At 68.4% G+C, this 15,131-nt stretch carries 13 protein-coding genes; 4 read left to right on the top strand and 9 right to left on the bottom strand.

Annotated features, from left to right (window positions below; genetic code table 11):
- Positions 1-7 precede the first annotated feature (7 nt).
- The 7 genes from ccsB to KTR9_RS05470 all read right to left on the bottom strand — a co-directional run bounded on the left by ccsB (position 8) and on the right by KTR9_RS05470 (position 7,062).
- A complete protein-coding gene (gene ccsB, locus KTR9_RS05500; RefSeq protein WP_014925560.1) occupies positions 8-1,027 on the bottom strand; it encodes a c-type cytochrome biogenesis protein CcsB in 1,020 nt (339 codons plus the stop codon).
- Between the two features lie 20 nt (positions 1,028-1,047).
- Positions 1,048-2,775 (bottom strand): cytochrome c biogenesis protein ResB, encoded by a 1,728-nt coding sequence (resB, locus tag KTR9_RS05495; protein ID WP_014925559.1) that lies wholly within the window; start codon positions 2,773-2,775, stop codon positions 1,048-1,050.
- An 11-nt stretch (positions 2,776-2,786) separates the two neighbouring features.
- A complete protein-coding gene (locus KTR9_RS05490; protein ID WP_010842017.1) occupies positions 2,787-3,599 on the bottom strand; it encodes a cytochrome c biogenesis CcdA family protein in 813 nt (270 codons plus the stop codon).
- Positions 3,599-4,192 carry a TlpA family protein disulfide reductase gene (locus KTR9_RS05485; protein ID WP_014925557.1) on the bottom strand — a complete coding sequence of 198 codons (594 nt, stop codon included), beginning with the start codon at positions 4,190-4,192 and terminating at the stop codon, positions 3,599-3,601. The genes KTR9_RS05490 and KTR9_RS05485 overlap by 1 nt, the downstream gene beginning before the upstream one ends.
- Before the next feature lie 18 nt (positions 4,193-4,210).
- Positions 4,211-4,837 carry a histidine phosphatase family protein gene (locus KTR9_RS05480; protein WP_010842019.1) on the bottom strand — a complete coding sequence of 209 codons (627 nt, stop codon included), beginning with the start codon at positions 4,835-4,837 and terminating at the stop codon, positions 4,211-4,213.
- Complete coding sequence (hemL, locus tag KTR9_RS05475) at positions 4,837-6,186, bottom strand: glutamate-1-semialdehyde 2,1-aminomutase (RefSeq protein ID WP_014925556.1); 1,350 nt, start codon at positions 6,184-6,186, stop codon at positions 4,837-4,839. The genes KTR9_RS05480 and hemL overlap by 1 nt, the downstream gene beginning before the upstream one ends.
- 84 nt (positions 6,187-6,270) lie before the next feature.
- Positions 6,271-7,062 (bottom strand): SGNH/GDSL hydrolase family protein, encoded by a 792-nt coding sequence (locus tag KTR9_RS05470; RefSeq protein ID WP_338010627.1) that lies wholly within the window; start codon positions 7,060-7,062, stop codon positions 6,271-6,273.
- Positions 7,063-7,325: 263 nt separating this feature from the next.
- On the opposite strand from KTR9_RS05470, the gene KTR9_RS05465 reads away from it, so the two are divergent.
- Both KTR9_RS05465 and KTR9_RS05460 read left to right on the top strand, forming a co-directional pair.
- Complete coding sequence (locus KTR9_RS05465) at positions 7,326-8,798, top strand: NAD-dependent succinate-semialdehyde dehydrogenase (protein ID WP_044505973.1); 1,473 nt, start codon at positions 7,326-7,328, stop codon at positions 8,796-8,798.
- A 128-nt stretch (positions 8,799-8,926) separates the two neighbouring features.
- Positions 8,927-9,529 carry a YdcF family protein gene (locus tag KTR9_RS05460; RefSeq protein WP_014925553.1) on the top strand — a complete coding sequence of 201 codons (603 nt, stop codon included), beginning with the start codon at positions 8,927-8,929 and terminating at the stop codon, positions 9,527-9,529.
- Positions 9,530-9,680: 151 nt separating this feature from the next.
- Here the strand turns inward: KTR9_RS05460 and KTR9_RS05455 are convergent, their stop codons facing one another.
- Both KTR9_RS05455 and KTR9_RS05450 read right to left on the bottom strand, forming a co-directional pair.
- Positions 9,681-10,844: an acyl-CoA dehydrogenase gene (locus KTR9_RS05455; RefSeq protein WP_014925552.1), complete on the bottom strand. Its 1,164-nt coding sequence runs from the start codon at positions 10,842-10,844 to the stop codon at positions 9,681-9,683.
- 169 nt (positions 10,845-11,013) lie between these two features.
- Complete coding sequence (locus KTR9_RS05450) at positions 11,014-11,709, bottom strand: TetR family transcriptional regulator (RefSeq protein WP_014925551.1); 696 nt, start codon at positions 11,707-11,709, stop codon at positions 11,014-11,016.
- Positions 11,710-11,867: 158 nt separating this feature from the next.
- Between KTR9_RS05450 and KTR9_RS05445 the strand changes: the two genes are divergently transcribed.
- Together KTR9_RS05445 and KTR9_RS05440 are read left to right on the top strand one after the other, a co-directional pair.
- The gene (locus KTR9_RS05445; RefSeq protein WP_014925550.1) at positions 11,868-13,952 is read left to right on the top strand and encodes an acyl-CoA dehydrogenase family protein; all 2,085 of its coding nucleotides are present in this window, start codon (positions 11,868-11,870) and stop codon (positions 13,950-13,952) included.
- 233 nt (positions 13,953-14,185) lie between these two features.
- Entirely contained in the window at positions 14,186-15,100 is a 915-nt protein-coding gene (locus KTR9_RS05440) for a manganese catalase family protein (RefSeq protein ID WP_014925549.1), read from the top strand.
- Positions 15,101-15,131 lie beyond the last annotated feature (31 nt).

The raw sequence follows: 15,131 nt of genomic DNA, 5'->3' as shown, positions 1-15,131 counted from the left end.
CTGCCGCTCACAGACCTGCGTAGGAGTGCAGGCCGGAGACGACCAGGTTGATGATGAACAGGTTGAACAGCATCGCCACGAAGCCGGCGACGTTGATCCAGGCCGCGGCATTGCTGCGCCAGCCCGCCGTCGCTCGTGCGTGCAGGTAGGCCGCGTAGATCACCCAGGCGATGAAGGACACCGTCTCCTTGGGATCCCAGCCCCAGAACCGGCCCCACGCAGCCTCGGCCCAGATGGCACCGCAGATGACGCCGAGACCGAACAGCGGGAAACCGATCACGACGCACTTGTAGGCCAGGCGATCGAGCTGATCGGCCGACGGCAGGTGCTCGACGACGCGGCGGACCGAGCCGGCGAAGCCCGGGCGGCTCGCGGCCGCGGCGGAACCGTCGGGCGAGGTCGCCGCCCAGCGCATCTTGACCAGGTAGAGGATGCTCGCGACGCCCGAGACCAGCAGAATGCCCGAGGACACCGAGATGATCGACACGTGCACGGCGAGCCAGTAGGACTTCAGCGCGGGGACGACCGGCGCGGCCTGGGTGTAGAGCCAGCGGCCGGCGATGAACATCAGCAGGATGACGGGAAGCAGCACGAAGGAGAGCAGCGGACGATGTTCGCGCTTGCGCAGGATGATCAGTCCCGCGAGCACGCCCGCGGCGCACGTCATCGAGATGAACTCGTACATGTTGCCCCAGGGCGCGCGTTCGGTCGCGATCCCGCGGAGCACGATCGAACCGAGGTGGGCGGCGAGTCCGACGACGACGACCGGCAGCGCCATGTTGCCGAGCTTCTCGCCGAGAGTCCGACGCGAGGACTCGTCGACACGACCGGGCACTCGCGCCTCGGTCCCGCCCGCACCGGCGTTGACCAGCTGCTTCTGCTCGAGACGGCGGCCGCGGACGGCCGCGAGCGCACCCAGGAACAGGATGACCGCGACGACATAGACCGTCATGGCGGTGCCGTACAGCAGGTCCGAGTACCGCGCGAGTGTCTCGTCGATCGGCATCGCCGGTGCTTCGGTGTTCATGTGCTTCCTTTCGCCGGCTGCTAGAGCCGCCGGGTCGTCCGCCGCGAGGCGGGTGCGCCGGCGTCGTCGGCCACGAGATCGGCCGCCTGCTCGTCGAAGCCCTCGCCCCATCCGGCCTGATCGGTGCGTGCCAGGCCGGCAATCTCTACTACAGTACGTCGTTGCGTGTCGCCCCCGACATCGCCGTCGGATTGCGCGCTCGCGACCGGCACCGGGACCAGCCGGGCCCAGATGCGCCGGCGGCGGATCAGCAGCGACACCAGCAGACCACCGAGCATCACGATCGCGCTCACCAGCACCCAGACCTGGGCGGGGTCGTGCGAGACCTGCACCGACACCCACCGCTCGTAGCCGTCGAACGTCACCGTCGTGCCGTCGGCCAGGGTGTGGCTCTGGCCGACCCCGAGGTTGACCTGCGCCTGACGCTGGAGGCGGCCCTGTTCGATGAGGTCCTGGTCGAGCGAGTACACGTTCTGCGCCTTGCCGGTGTCGAGACCGGTGTCGCCCTTGAAGATCCGGATGGCGACGAAGGGGTCGTCGGGTTCCGGCGACGCCGAGGTCAACAGCGAGCCGTGGAACGACGCGGTCGGCGCGAACAGGCCCTCGAGGGCGATCTGGTTCTTGCGACGGTCGTCGGCGTCGGGATAGAGGCCGGCCGGGGTGTCGAAGCGCGCGGCACCCGACGAGAGCATCGTCTGGAGCTCATCCGGCACGAACAGGGTCGTCTGTGAGCGCTTCTCCCCGTTGGGGAAGGTCACCGTGAACTTCGGCGCGAAGCCGTTGCCGAGTACATAGACCCGGTCGCCGGCGACGCGCAACGGCTCGTTGACCCGGACCGAGGCGGTCTCCCAGCCGGCGGGATCACCCAGGTTGCCGACGCCGCCGTCGCTGCCCGCGGCGTACCGGATGGTGGCGTCGTACATGTCGGGCTGGCCGCTGGGCAGGAAAATCGCCGAGAAGTCGTCGACGCGGAAACAGAACGGTGAGAGGTCGGTGCCGTCGACCAGGTTGCCGGCGCGGAACGAGTCGTAGATGGCGGTCGAGGTGTTGCACACGCCCTGCTCGCCGTCGGCGACGAGACTGCGGGTGCCCTCGTAGCCGTACATCTTGCCCACCGCGATCGACACCAGGAGCGCCAGCAGGGCGAAGTGGAAGACCAGGTTGCCGAACTCGCGGAGGTATCCCTTCTCCGCGGAGACCTCGACGCATCCGTCCGGGTACGCCGCGCTCGGCTCGCGGACGACGACCTCGCGACGCCAGCCGCGCAACCGGCCGTCGATCCGGCGGGCGACCGTTTCCGGGTCGCCGTCGACGGTGTGCGTGACGTGCCGCGGCAGACGGGACAGGTTGCGGGGTGCGGCAACGGGTTTCGCGCGCAGGCTGTGGAAGTGCTCGACCATCCGCGGCGTCAGACAGCCGACGAGGGAGATGAACAGCAGCACGTAGATTGCGGTGAACCAGGCGCTGGAGAAGACGTCGAACAGCTGCAGCCGGTCCATCCAGACGCCGAGCTGACCGCGGTCGGCGATGTACTCCAGGGTCTTCTGCTCGTTGAGCTCGCGCTGCGGTAGCAGCGCACCGGGGATCGCGGCGAGCGCCAGCAGGAACAGCAGGATCAGCGCGGTCCGCATCGAGGTCAGCGAACGCCACAGGTTGCGGACCGGCCACAGCACCCGGCGACGCGCCCAATGGGGCTTGCGTGCCGGCTCGGGCGTGTCCACCTGCGGGCGGTCGGTGAGATCGGTCATGGGTCCAGCGCTCAGATCGGTAGTTGGGTGTCGGTGACGAAGCGGACCTGGACCCACACGATGAATTGGTCCCACCAGCCGGTCAGCAGGGCCACGCCGACCCCGATCAGCAGGACTCCACCGATCACCTGGATCGTGCGGGCGTTCCGGCGGAGCCAGCCGAGACTGCGCAGGGCCCACGCCGAGGAGAACGCCAGGACCACGAAGGGCAGGCCCAGCCCCAGGCAGTACGCGACGATGAGGGTCACGCCTTTGGCCGCCGTCGACCCCTCGGTCCCGCTGACGGTGGCGATCACCGCGGCGAGGGTCGGTCCCAGGCACGGCGTCCACCCGAGCGCGAAGACCGCACCGAGCAGCGGCGCCCCGACGATGTTGGAGACCCGACGCGGTTCGAAGCGGACCTCACGCTGCAACGCCGGGATGAGACCGATGAAGACCAGGCCCATCGCGATGGTGACGACCCCGCCGATGCGTTGCAGCAGTTCACGATTCAGCACGAAGGTACTGGTCACGCCGAGGACGGTCGCGGTGGCTGCGACGAAGACGACGGTGAAGCCGAGGACGAACAGGCCGGCGGCGAGCGCGACCCGCGACCGGCCGCTCTTGGCCTGTTCGCCGACCTTCACCGCGGGCGCCTCCGCCCCGACGAGACCGGCCAGATAGGACAGATAACCCGGGACCAGTGGCACGACGCACGGCGACGCGAACGAGACGAGCCCCGCGAGCAGGCATGCCGCGAAGGCGAGCAGGATCGGTCCGCTGGACACGGTGTCGGCGAACGTGTCGCCGATCGACGAGGCGAGGATCGTGGTCGAGCCGTTCATCACACCGGGCCCGCCGGTTCGGCCGCGACGCGCTGGACGACCTCGTCGAGTTCGGCGTCCGAGACCGCCTTCAGGAACACCGCCGCCGGGCGGTGCTCCCGATCGAGCACGATCGTCGTCGGCACCACCGAGGTGGGCGTCGTCAGCGCGGCCAGCGACATGCCCGGGAAGTCGTAGATCGAGGGATACCCGACCTTGCGGTCGATCATGAAGTCCTTCGCGGACTCCCGGTCGTCGCGCAGGTTGATGCCGAGGAACTCCACGCCGTCGGCGCGGTAACGCTCGTAGACGCGCTCGAGGTCATCGGCCTCGCCACGGCAGGGCCCGCACCACGATCCCCAGACGTTGATGACGAGGGCTTTGCCTGCGAACGGAGGATCGGACAGGGACAGCTCCTGCCCGGTCATCAGATCCTCGCCGGTGACGTCGGCGATCGGCTTGCGATCCTCGGGCGCATAGGTGATGACGGTCTGCCCGCCCGGTGAGACGAACTGGAAGGTGTTCCCCTGCGCGACCGCGTCGTCGCCGGTGCTGCAGCCGGCGATCAGCATGATCAGGGCCGACAACACCGTCGGCAGGAGCAACTTGCGCACTGGGTCAGACCTTCGGTTTCACGCACCGGTTGCCAGCGGGTCCGAGGACCCGGCCGGTTCGGAGTAGATGATGTCGACGAGGGCGTCGTCGTCGTAGATGAGGCTGGTCAGCGAGGCCAGCGAGCACTGGCGACGACGCGGGTCGTGCCAGAGGCGCTGACCTTCGAGGAACCGGCGCAGCGTGTACACGGGCAGCTGGTGGCTGACGCAGACGGCTTCGTGACCGCGAGCGGCGTCGCGGGCCTTGTTGGCCGCGGCCAGCATGCGGTGCGCGAGCTGGATGTAGGGCTCGCCCCAAGAGGGGGTGAACGGGTCCCGCAGTTTCGGCCAGTGCCGCGGCTTGCTCAGCGCGCCGTCGCCGACCGAGACCTTGAGGCCCTCGAAGACGTTCTCGGCCTCGATGAGGTCGTCGTTGGTCAGGATCGGGATGCCGTGCGCGGCGGCGATCGGCGTGGCGGTCTCCTGCGCGCGTTGCAGCGGCGAGGCGAACACGGCCCGGACGTCGTGGTCGGCGAGTGTGTCGGCGACCTTGCGCGCCTGCGCCTGGCCGTCGGCGGAGAGCCGGAAACCGGGCAGACGGCCGTAGAGGATGCCGTCGGGGTTGTCGACCTCTCCGTGGCGCATCATGTGGACGATCGTGTGCATCAGGCGTTGTCCCCCGGTGTGGCTGCGGTCGCGGCCGCCTGCGCTGCCGCGGGCAGCGCATCGGCGATCTGCGAGAAAGCATCCTCGTCGAGCGCCGCGGACACAAACCAGGCCTCGTAGGCGCTCGGCGGTGCGTAGACGCCGCGCTCGAGCAGAGCGTGGAAGAACGGCGCAAACCGCCAGGTCTCCGTGGCGGAGACGCCGGCGTAATCGACGATCGGGGTCTCCGGATCGGTAGTGAAGAACACACTCAGCAGGCTGCCCGCCTTCTGCACGCGGTGGGCCACCCCGGCCGCGGAGAGGGCCTCGTGCAGCATCGTCGCGAGCCGGTCGGCGTTGGCGTCGAGGGTGCGGTAGACCTCGACGTCGGCATGCCGCAGGGTCGCGAGACCGGCGGCGACGGCGACGGGGTTCCCCGACAGCGTGCCCGCCTGATACACCGGCCCGGTCGGTGCGAGTCGTTCCATGACATCCGCGCGGCCACCGAACGCCGCGGCGGGCAGTCCCCCGCTCATCACCTTGCCGAAGGTGTAGAGGTCGCCGGCCACACCCTCGAGCCCGTACCAACCGCTCGGGCTCACGCGGAAACCGGTCATGACCTCGTCCATGATGAGCAGCGCGCCGTGGCGCCGGGTGAGGTCGCGCAGTCCGGCGTTGAAACCCTCCACCGGGGCGACCGCACCCATGTTCCCGGCCGCCGCCTCGGTGATCACGGCGGCGATGTCGTCGCCGAACTCGGCGAAGGCCTCGGCGACCGCGGTGAGGTCGTTGTAGGGCAGCACGAGTGTGTCGTGCGCCGACGCACCGGTCACACCGGGGCTCGTCGGCAGGCCGAGCGTGGCGACCCCGGAACCGGCCGCGGCCAGCAGTGCGTCGACGTGACCGTGGTAGCAGCCGGCGAACTTGATGATCTTGGCGCGACCCGTGTACCCGCGGGCGAGGCGGATCGCCGACATGGTCGCCTCGGTGCCGGAGTTCACCAGCCGGACGCGCTCGACGGGGTCGACGCGGCCGATGATCTCCTCGGCGAGTTCGATCTCGCCCTCGGTGGGCGCACCGAAGGACAGGCCGCCAGTGGCCGCCTCACGAACTGCCTCCACGACGGCCGGGTGCGCGTGCCCCAGGATCATCGGACCCCACGAGCTGACGAGGTCGACGTAGGCGTTGCCGTCGGCGTCGGTGAGCCGGCATCCGGCCGCGGAGGCGATGAAACGCGGGGTCCCGCCGACCGCGGAGAACGCGCGCACCGGGGAGTTGACGCCCCCCGGAATGGCCTGCGTCGCGCGGGTGAACAGCGCGGCCGAGGCAGCCGTTCCGGGAGCAGGCGTGGCAGCAGCGGAAGGGGTCACGGCCTACAGTGTTCCAAACGGCACCGGGTGACCCAAATCCCCGCTGGTCAGCGGGGTCGGCACGGCGTCCCAGCGGTGCGGGGACTAGCCCGCGAGCGCCTTGCGCACCTGTTCGGCGATCGCCGCCTGCCCCTGCTCGTTGGGGTGCACCGCGCCGGGGCCCGAGGTGGTCATCGGCTCGATCCAGCGCTCGTCGCCGGCACACGCGTCGTGACCCTCGGACACCTGCGACATGTCGACGAATTCCACCCCTTCGTCCTCGGCCGCGCGCCGGCCATAGGTGTTCAGCGCCGTCTGCAGTTCGCGGATCATCGGCACGTCACCTTCGGCGAGCCGCATCTCGGGATAGCAGCCGACGGTCGGCGGGAGCAGCCACGGATAGCCCGCGAGCAGGATGCGGGCATTCGGCGCCCGGTTTCGCACATCGCGCAGCGCCTGACGGACAGCCGGGTAGATGTCGGCCGCGACCGGGTCGATCAGCGATCGTCCGTAGCGATCGGTGCACGGCGCACCGGCGCGGTCGACGTCGGCGAGTTCGCTGCAGAGCCGGATCGCGCGGCCGTAGGTCTGTTCGTCGTTGCCGCCGATCATCAGCGTCACCACATCGGTGTCCTCGTCGAGGGCGTCGAGTTGAGGTGGCACGCCCTGGTGCTGCGACTCCCGGAAGTCACCGGTGTCGGCGCCCGCGCAGCTGACGTCGGTCAGGTCGAAGTCCTCTTCCTCGGCGACGATGTGCGCGTAGTTCCTCGACGACCGCTGACAGTAGATGGGCGAGTCCTCCTCGAGCGGGCTCACGCCGGTTCCGGCGCTGAAACTGTCGCCGAGGTTCACGTACACCGTCGACTGGGCGGGCTTTTCCGTCGACTGGGCGGGCATTTCCGTCGACTGGACAGGCGCTTGCGTCGACTGTGCATCCGTTTGCGTTGACTGGGCGGGCGTTTGCGTCGACTGGGCGCATCCGGCGAGAAGGGCACCGGCCGCGACGAGTCCGGTCAGGGTCCCCAACAGCCTTCGTTTCGCCACGACGCAATAGTCGCCTCCATCCCGACCACTCGCCAACATCGCAGCTCAGCGGGTCGATCGGAGGCCGGGAGTAGGGTTCGAACCGGCAGAACCGACATGTGAGGATGTGGCTTCGGATGAGTGGCGACAAGAACGTTCTCGACCCGCGGGGAGTGCTCGAAGCGGTGCCCACCGGTCTCTGGATCGACGGCCGGTCCACACCGGCGGCCGACGGCACCACCTTCGACGTCTATGACGCGGCCACCGAGGAGTCGCTCGTCTCGGTCGCGGACGCGGGGGTCGCCGACGCCCGTGCTGCGCTCGACTCCGCCGTCGCCGCTTCCGCGGACTGGGCGGCCACCGCACCGCGCGAACGCGGCGAGATCCTCCGCCGGACCTTCGAACTGCTCACCGAACGCGCGGACGACATCGCGATGCTGATGACGCTCGAACTCGGCCGGGCCCTGCCCGACAGTCGCGCCGAGACCACCTACGGACTGGAGTTCCTGCGCTGGTTCGCCGAGGAGACCGTCCGGATCGGGGGCCGGTTCACTCCGGCGCCGGCCGGCAACGGACGCATCCTGGTGGCACATCAGCCCGTCGGACCGTGCCTGGCCATCACGCCGTGGAACTTCCCGCTCGCGATGGGAACGCGCAAGATCGGTCCCGCGCTCGCGGCAGGCAACGTCATCATCGTCAAGCCGGCTCGCGAGACACCGTTGACGATGCTCGCGCTGGCCGAGGCCTTCGCCGAAGCCGGCCTCCCCCCGGGCGTTTTGTCCGTCCTGCCCACCACGTCGAGCGGCGAGGTGTCCTCGACGTTGATCACCGACGACCGGATTCGCAAGATCAGCTTCACCGGTTCGACGCCGGTGGGCCGCAGCCTGCTCGGCCAGGCCGCCGAGCGCGTGCAGCGCACCTCGATGGAACTCGGCGGCAACGCTCCCTTCCTCGTCTTCGACGACGCCGACATCGACGCCGCGGTCGAGGGCGCGTTCGCCGCCAAGATGCGCAACGGCGGTGAGGCGTGCACCGCGGCCAACCGCTTCCTGGTGCAGGCGGGGGTCGTCGAGGAGTTCACCGAGAAGCTCGTCGCGAAGATGTCGGAGGTCCGCATGGGGCCCGGCTACTCCGACGGGGTGACCCTGGGACCCCTGGTGAATGCCGATCAGCGGGACAAGGTCGCCGACGCGGTCGAGCAGGCGGTCGCCGACGGCGCCCGGGTGCGGCTGGGCGGTGAACGACCGGAGGGACGCGGCTTCTTCTATCCGGCAACGGTTCTCGACAATGTGGACCCGTACGCCCCGGTGACGCGCGAAGAGATCTTCGGCCCCGTCGCGGTGATCAGCACCTTCGACGACGAGTCCGCGGGCATCGAGGCCGCGAACTCGACCGAGTACGGCCTGGCGTCGTACTTCTACAGCCGCGATCTCGAACGCTGCATGAGGGTCGCCGAGCGCCTGGACTCGGGCATGGTCGGGGTGAACCGAGGCGTGATCTCCGATGCCGCTGCACCGTTCGGCGGGATCAAACAGTCCGGGATCGGGCGCGAGGGCGGCAGCGAGGGCATCGACGAGTACCTCTCGGTGAAGTACATCGCGCTCACTTGACTCACCGCTCCCTGAGGCGCGAGGAGCGATAGCGACGAGCCTCGAAGGGTGTTACGTATGTGACTAGTGATGCAGGTGTTACCACTTTGATACCTGTACGCCCGTACTGATCCCTACACTCGGTCACCATGCGTCGTAGAAACCTCACGACCGCGGCTGCCGCGGCCGCGATCGCCACGGCCGCTTCGGTGGCCGTCGCCGTCGCACCGTCCGAGCCGGCCGCGAACGTCCAGAATGCCGCGATCAGTACCGATTTCGGCAGCGTGGACCTCGGCAGCTCCGAACTCGGCACCCCGAACAGCAACTTCCTCTGGCAGAGTCCGCCGACTCGCTACATCGTCGTCCTGGGTGCCAAGTTCGGTGTTCTCGGCCAGACCCCCGATGTCCTCAAGCGCAGGCTCGACGTCGCGGCCAACCTCGGCAAGAAGCACCCGTTCAACCGCATGATCGTCTCCGGCGGCGACACCCACTGGCTCCCGGTCACCGAAGCCCAGTTCATGAACCTCGGCCTCATCCGACGCGGAATCCCGATGTGGCAGATGGTCAATGAAGGAGCGTCGACCTCCACGGTGCAGAACGCCCAGAACACGGTGCGGATGCTCAAGCACATGGGCGCGAACGGCGCGATCATCGTGACCAACGGCTTCCACATGGAACGCGCGATGAAGAATTTCCGCGACGCGGCCCGGCAGCAGGGCGCCCGCATCGAGTTCCGGTCGGCGTACGCCTAGCACCTCACGGGCACCCTTCGCGCGTCGCCAATTCCGTGCCGCTGATTCGATCCCATCAGCGGGACGGAAACGGCACCGCGGGAACGCAGTTCGCCCCGCCGGCCGAAGCCGACGGGGCGAGATCGTGATTCTCAACCAGCGGTGTGGGTGATCAGCGCAGCAGCGCGCGGCTCATGACGACGCGCTGGATCTGGTTGGTGCCCTCGTAGATCTGAGTGATCTTGGCGTCGCGCATCATGCGCTCGACCGGGAAGTCGCGGGTGTAGCCGGCGCCGCCGAAGAGCTGGACGGCGTCGGTGGTGACCTCCATCGCGACGTCGGAGGCGAAGCACTTCGACGCCGAGGAGATGAACCCCAGGTTCTTCTCGCCGCGCTCGGCGCGGGCGGCCGAGGTGTAGACCATCAGGCGGGCGGCCTCGACCTTCATCGCCATGTCGGCGATCATGAACTCCACACCCTGGAACGAGCTGATCGGCTTGCCGAACTGCTTGCGGTCCTTGACATATGCGATCGCCTGGTCGAGTGCGCCCTGCGCGATTCCGACGGCTTGCGCGCCGATGGTCGGGCGGGTGTGATCGAGGGTCTGCAGGGCGGTCTTGAAGCCGGTGCCCTCGTCGCCGATGATGCGGTCGAGCGGGATCGTGCAGTCCTCGAAGTACAGTTCCGCGGTCGGCGAACCCTTGATGCCGAGCTTCTTCTCCAGCGGTCCGACGGTGAAGCCGGGATCGTCCTTGTGGACCATGAACGCGGAGATGCCGTTGGCCTTCTTCTCCGGGTCGGTCACGGCCATGACGGTGTACCAGGACGACTTGCCGCCGTTGGTGATCCAGCACTTCGTGCCGTTGAGCACCCAGTTGTTGCCGTCCTTGCGGGCGCGGGTCTTCATGCCCGCGGCATCGGAGCCGGCCTCGCGTTCACTCAGGGCATACGACGCCATAGCCTCGCCGGACGCGATGCCGGGCAGCACCTGCTGCTTGAGGTCGTCGGAGCCGTTGAGGATCAGGCCCATGGTGCCGAGCTTGTTGACGGCGGGGATGAGCGAGGACGACGCGTCGACACGGGCGACCTCTTCGATGACGATGCACGCCGCGATCGAGTCGCCGCCCTGACCGCCGAACTCCTCGGGTACGTGGATCGCGTTGAACCCCGATGCGACGAGGGCATCGAGGGCCTCCTGGGGGAACCGGGAGTTCTCGTCGACGTCGGCGGCGTAGGGCTCGATCTCCTTCTCCGAGAGCGCCCGGATCGCCTCACGCAGGGCGATGTGCTCTTCCGGGAGTTCGAAGACGTTGAAGTCGGGATTTCCGTAACCCATGACAACTCCTCACGGCACCTGGAGTGCCTGTTCGTTCCCGGCACGCGTGTACCGGCAGATGTTGATCCCCAGTGCAGCACGGCACTGAGTGCCATGTCAACCGCGCGGGACCTCTCCCGGCCGATTGTCCCCGAATCCGCTGCGGTTGTCCCGCGGCCGTTCGCGGGACTCAGCCCTCCCCCAGCTCCTCGGCCACGCGACGTGCGACTTCCGCCGGCGAGGTCCCCGTCGGATAGGTCACGACGGTGACCTGTCTGCCCGGTGTCGCCCGCCGGGTCGACGCCTCCCCGGCCCGTCCGGCACCGAGTGCCACAGCTACCCGTTCGAGCTCCACGCGCAGGCGTTCCGGCGTGGCCTCGGCATCGCCGCGGATCATCTGCCGGAGCAGGAAGTTGTGGGTGCCGGTGACCGCGGCGACGTAGGCGACGACGTGAACCGGCGACTCGTCGGGCAGCCGGGTGCGCAGGAACTCCTCGAACGCCCCCTGGTAGCGATAGGTGGTCACCAGTTCCCGGTCTCGCAGTGCCGGCACCTCCTGCACCACCTGCGCCCGGCGCACCGCGAGTTCCCGATCGCGGACGAAGTGGCCGAAGACCAGTTCCGCGGCGGCACAGACGGCCAGCCACGGGTCACCGCGGTCGGCGGCGAGCCGAGCGCCGACCTGGGCGAGCAACGACTCGTGGTCGGCGAAGATCACGTCTTCCTTGGACCCGAACTGCCGGAAGAACGTGCGGCGGGACATGCCGGCCGCCGCCGCGAGCTGCTCGACGGTCGTCGACTCGTACCCGTGCTCGCTGAACAGACGGATCGACTCGGCGACGACCCGCGTGCGGAACGCGGCCGGATCGGAGTCCGCGGCTGACATGGGTCAAGTATCACCACACCGCGGGCGACGTGGCCGTCGGACCGGCCCCGAGGAGGATGTTCGGCGCCGACCCGTCCACCGGATGGTGTTCCTTACTCGTCAGTAGCGAGCGCCACAAAAGCTAGGTCCGACGCCGATCCACTACGTACGGTGGAGCCATGGCAACCCCCACTTCGGCGAGTCCCGACGAACAGGCCCCTGCTGCGAAGACCCCTTCGACGACGAGTCCGACACCCATCGCCACCGAGCCGACCGTCGACGATCCGGTTACGCCGGCGTCGGTGTCCGCCGACGACGAGCTGTCCGCGGACGAGCGGGCCCTGCTGGTCGACAACCTGCGGTTCGTCCTCGACGGCCGCTGGCGCACGACGAGGGAGACGGTGCGCGAGAACTCGAATCGCGCGGACCTGCTGCCGGACCCGTCCCGGACACTCGACGAAGCCCGTGCGCACACCCTCGAGGTGATGCGCGAGCTCGCCTCTCAGGGCTTCGCCGCCGCCGGGTTCGCCGAAGACCACGGCGGCAGCGGTGACATCGGGGCGTCGATCACCGCCATCGAGATGCTCGGCTACGCGGACCTGTCGCTCATGGTGAAGGCGGGCGTGCAGTGGGGCCTCTTCGGTGGCGCCGTCGAGAACCTCGGCACCGCAAGGCATCACGAGAAGTACGTGCCCGGGATCATCGATCTGAGCGTTCTCGGTTGCTTCGCGATGACCGAGGCCGGCCACGGCTCGAACGTCCAGGCCATCGAGACCACGGCCACCTACGACCGCGATGCCCGCGAGTTCGTGATCAACTCCCCCACCCCGTCGTCCCGCAAGGACTACATCGGCGGCGCCGCCGCACACGCCCGCTACGCCGCCGTGTTCGCGCAGCTCGTCACCGGCGGACCCGACGAGGAGGCCGAAGGGCGTGGGGTGCACTGCTTCGTGGTGCCCATCCGCGACGAGGACGGCAACGACCTGCCCGGTGTCACCACCAGTGACTGCGGATACAAGGGCGGACTCGCCGGCGTCGACAACGGCCGGATCATGTTCGACAACGTCCGGATCCCCGCGGAGAACCTGCTGAACCGCTACGCCGACGTCGCCGCGGACGGCAGCTACAGCTCCCCCATCGAGAACACCAACCGCCGGTTCTTCACGATGCTCGGCACCCTGATCCGCGGCCGCGTGAGTGTGGCCGCGACTGCCGGTGCCGCCGGCCGCAAGGCGTTGGCACTGGCTACCCGCTACGGCCTGATCCGCAAGCAGTTCGAGGCACCCGACGCCACCGACGAGATCACGGTGATGGACTACCTGGGCCATCAACGAAAGCTGTTGCCGCTCATCGCCAAGTCGTATGCTATCGGGTTCGCGCAGAACGAGATCATCGCCGAGCTCCACGAGGTGCAGTCGGTCGCGCCCGACGATTCCGACGCCGGACGTCAGCGCCAGCTCGAGGGACAGGCCGCCGGCCTGAAGGCCTACGCCACGTGGCACGCCTCCCACGCCATCAACGTCAGCCGCGAAGCCTGCGGCGGCGCAGGCTATCTCGATGAGAACCAGCTGTCGATCATGCGTGGCGACATCGACGTCTTCACCACCTTCGAGGGCGACAACACGATCATGACGCAGCTGATCGCCAAGGAGCTGCTGTCGGCGTATTCCGAAGATGTGCAGGGACTCTCGGCCGGCGGCTGGGTGCGTTTCATCGCCGGCATGGCACGTGACGTGGTGGCCGAGAAGACCGCGGTCCGGCAGGTCGTGCAGACCCTGCTCGACGGCTCCGACGAGGACACCGAGAAGTCGGCCCTCACCGACCGCAGCACGCAGATCCGGCTGTTCCGCAATCGCGAGGATCACCTCGTCCGCACGTGTGCGCAACGTCTGCGTCGCGCACTCGACGACGACAACGATGCCTTCGAGGTGTTCAACAACGCGCAGGACCATCTGCTGCAGGTGGGACACGCACACATCGAGCGTGTCGTGCTCGAGGCCTTCGTCGAGGCGATCGAGAACTGCGATTCCCGTTCGGCGGCAGACCTTCTGGGCAAGGTGTGCGACCTGTTCGTCTATTCGGCGCTGGAGGACGACCTGTCCTGGTTCCTGATGCACCGGCACATCTCGGTGGAGCGCGCCAAGGCGATCCGCCGCGGCGTGAACGAGCTCTGCCTGGAGCTGCGCCCGCACGCACGGTCGCTGGTCGACGCGTTCGGCGTCCCCGAGGAGCTGCTGCGCGCACCCATGCTGCAGAACGGCTGACGCCTGCTCCACAGACCATCGCGGCCACCGTCGAGGAGACGGTGGCCGCGGTCGTTTCTCCGGTCTGGTGTTTGAGCATGGGCGATGCGGGCATACTGCCGCCGACGCCGTTGTGGAAACCACGCTGCGACGCACAGACGAGAGCACGTGGGTCCTACGTTCGACCTGACCTGCGCGGCGACTCGTCCCATCCGCGCTTCCACAGAGTGCATCTGCCGATATGGAAGGGAATCATGTTCCGCCACACCGATTACATGCAATTCGACGTCAAACCCGAGAAGCCCGACCCCATCTACGCGCGCAAGCTCCAGGAGCTGCTCGGCGGCGCCTACGGCGAGATGACCGTGACCATGCAGTACCTCATGCAGGGCTGGAACTGCCGCATGAAGGGCAAATACAAGGACATGATCATGGACATCGCGACCGAGGAGATCGGTCACGTGGAGATGATCGCCACCATGGTCGCCCGTCTGCTCGAAGGCGCGCCGGTCACCAACTCGACCGAGAACGCTCTGGGAGATCCGGTGGTGGCGGCCGTACTCGGCGGCACCGATCCGACCCAGGCCATCTTCTCCGGCGGTGGGCCCCGCCTCGCCGACAGCAACGGCGTGCCCTGGAACAGCGGATACATCACACACAGCGGCAACCTCCTGGCCGACTTCCACGCGAACGTGACCGCCGAGGCCCAGGGACGCGTGCAGACCGCGCGTCTGTGGCACATGACCGATGACCCAGGCGTGAAGGCGATGCTGCGGTTCAACCTCGCCCGCGACACCTTCCACCAGAACCTGTGGCTCAAGGGCATCGAGGAGCTCAAGGAAGACGGGCTGGAGGGCACCATCGCCCCCGACGATCTGTTCGACGAGGAGTTCAGCGAGCACGCCAGCACGTTGTGGCACCTCTCCGACGGAGAGGACTCGAACAAGGGCGGCTGGGCCAGCGGACCCACCCCCGACGGTGCCCACGAGTTCAAGTTCCTGGCCGATCCGCAGCCCCTCGGCGACCGGCAGTCCGGCCCCCCACCGGACCCGAAGCTCTACGCCACCTACGACGGCGCGATGGGCACCCCGCAGAAGCCGCAGTTCGGCACCGAGAAGGGTGTCATCGGCAAGATCAAGGACGCCGTCGACCCCGACCCGTCCGGCTAGACCGACAGTTGTTGCGCACGTCGCCCGGCGG

The sequence above is a fragment of the Gordonia sp. KTR9 genome (assembly GCF_000143885.2).
Classification (GTDB): domain Bacteria; phylum Actinomycetota; class Actinomycetes; order Mycobacteriales; family Mycobacteriaceae; genus Gordonia.
Note: the sequence above shows the minus strand (reverse complement) of the source record. Positions and strands in the feature narration are given on the sequence as shown.

What these genes read in the sequence shown, in the direction of transcription:
- ccsB (WP_014925560.1), bottom strand. Translation starts at nt 1,027, where the DNA reads ATGAACACCGAAGCACCGGCGATGCCGATCGACGAGACACTCGCGCGG.
- resB (WP_014925559.1), bottom strand. Translation starts at nt 2,775, where the DNA reads ATGACCGATCTCACCGACCGCCCGCAGGTGGACACGCCCGAGCCGGCA.
- KTR9_RS05490 (WP_010842017.1), bottom strand. Translation starts at nt 3,599, where the DNA reads ATGAACGGCTCGACCACGATCCTCGCCTCGTCGATCGGCGACACGTTC.
- KTR9_RS05480 (WP_010842019.1), bottom strand. Translation starts at nt 4,837, where the DNA reads ATGCACACGATCGTCCACATGATGCGCCACGGAGAGGTCGACAACCCC.
- KTR9_RS05470 (WP_338010627.1), bottom strand. Translation starts at nt 7,062, where the DNA reads ATGCCCGCCCAGTCGACGGAAAAGCCCGCCCAGTCGACGGTGTACGTG.
- KTR9_RS05465 (WP_044505973.1), top strand. Translation starts at nt 7,326, where the DNA reads ATGAGTGGCGACAAGAACGTTCTCGACCCGCGGGGAGTGCTCGAAGCG.
- KTR9_RS05460 (WP_014925553.1), top strand. Translation starts at nt 8,927, where the DNA reads ATGCGTCGTAGAAACCTCACGACCGCGGCTGCCGCGGCCGCGATCGCC.
- KTR9_RS05455 (WP_014925552.1), bottom strand. Translation starts at nt 10,844, where the DNA reads ATGGGTTACGGAAATCCCGACTTCAACGTCTTCGAACTCCCGGAAGAG.
- KTR9_RS05450 (WP_014925551.1), bottom strand. Translation starts at nt 11,709, where the DNA reads ATGTCAGCCGCGGACTCCGATCCGGCCGCGTTCCGCACGCGGGTCGTC.
- KTR9_RS05445 (WP_014925550.1), top strand. Translation starts at nt 11,868, where the DNA reads ATGGCAACCCCCACTTCGGCGAGTCCCGACGAACAGGCCCCTGCTGCG.
- KTR9_RS05440 (WP_014925549.1), top strand. Translation starts at nt 14,186, where the DNA reads ATGTTCCGCCACACCGATTACATGCAATTCGACGTCAAACCCGAGAAG.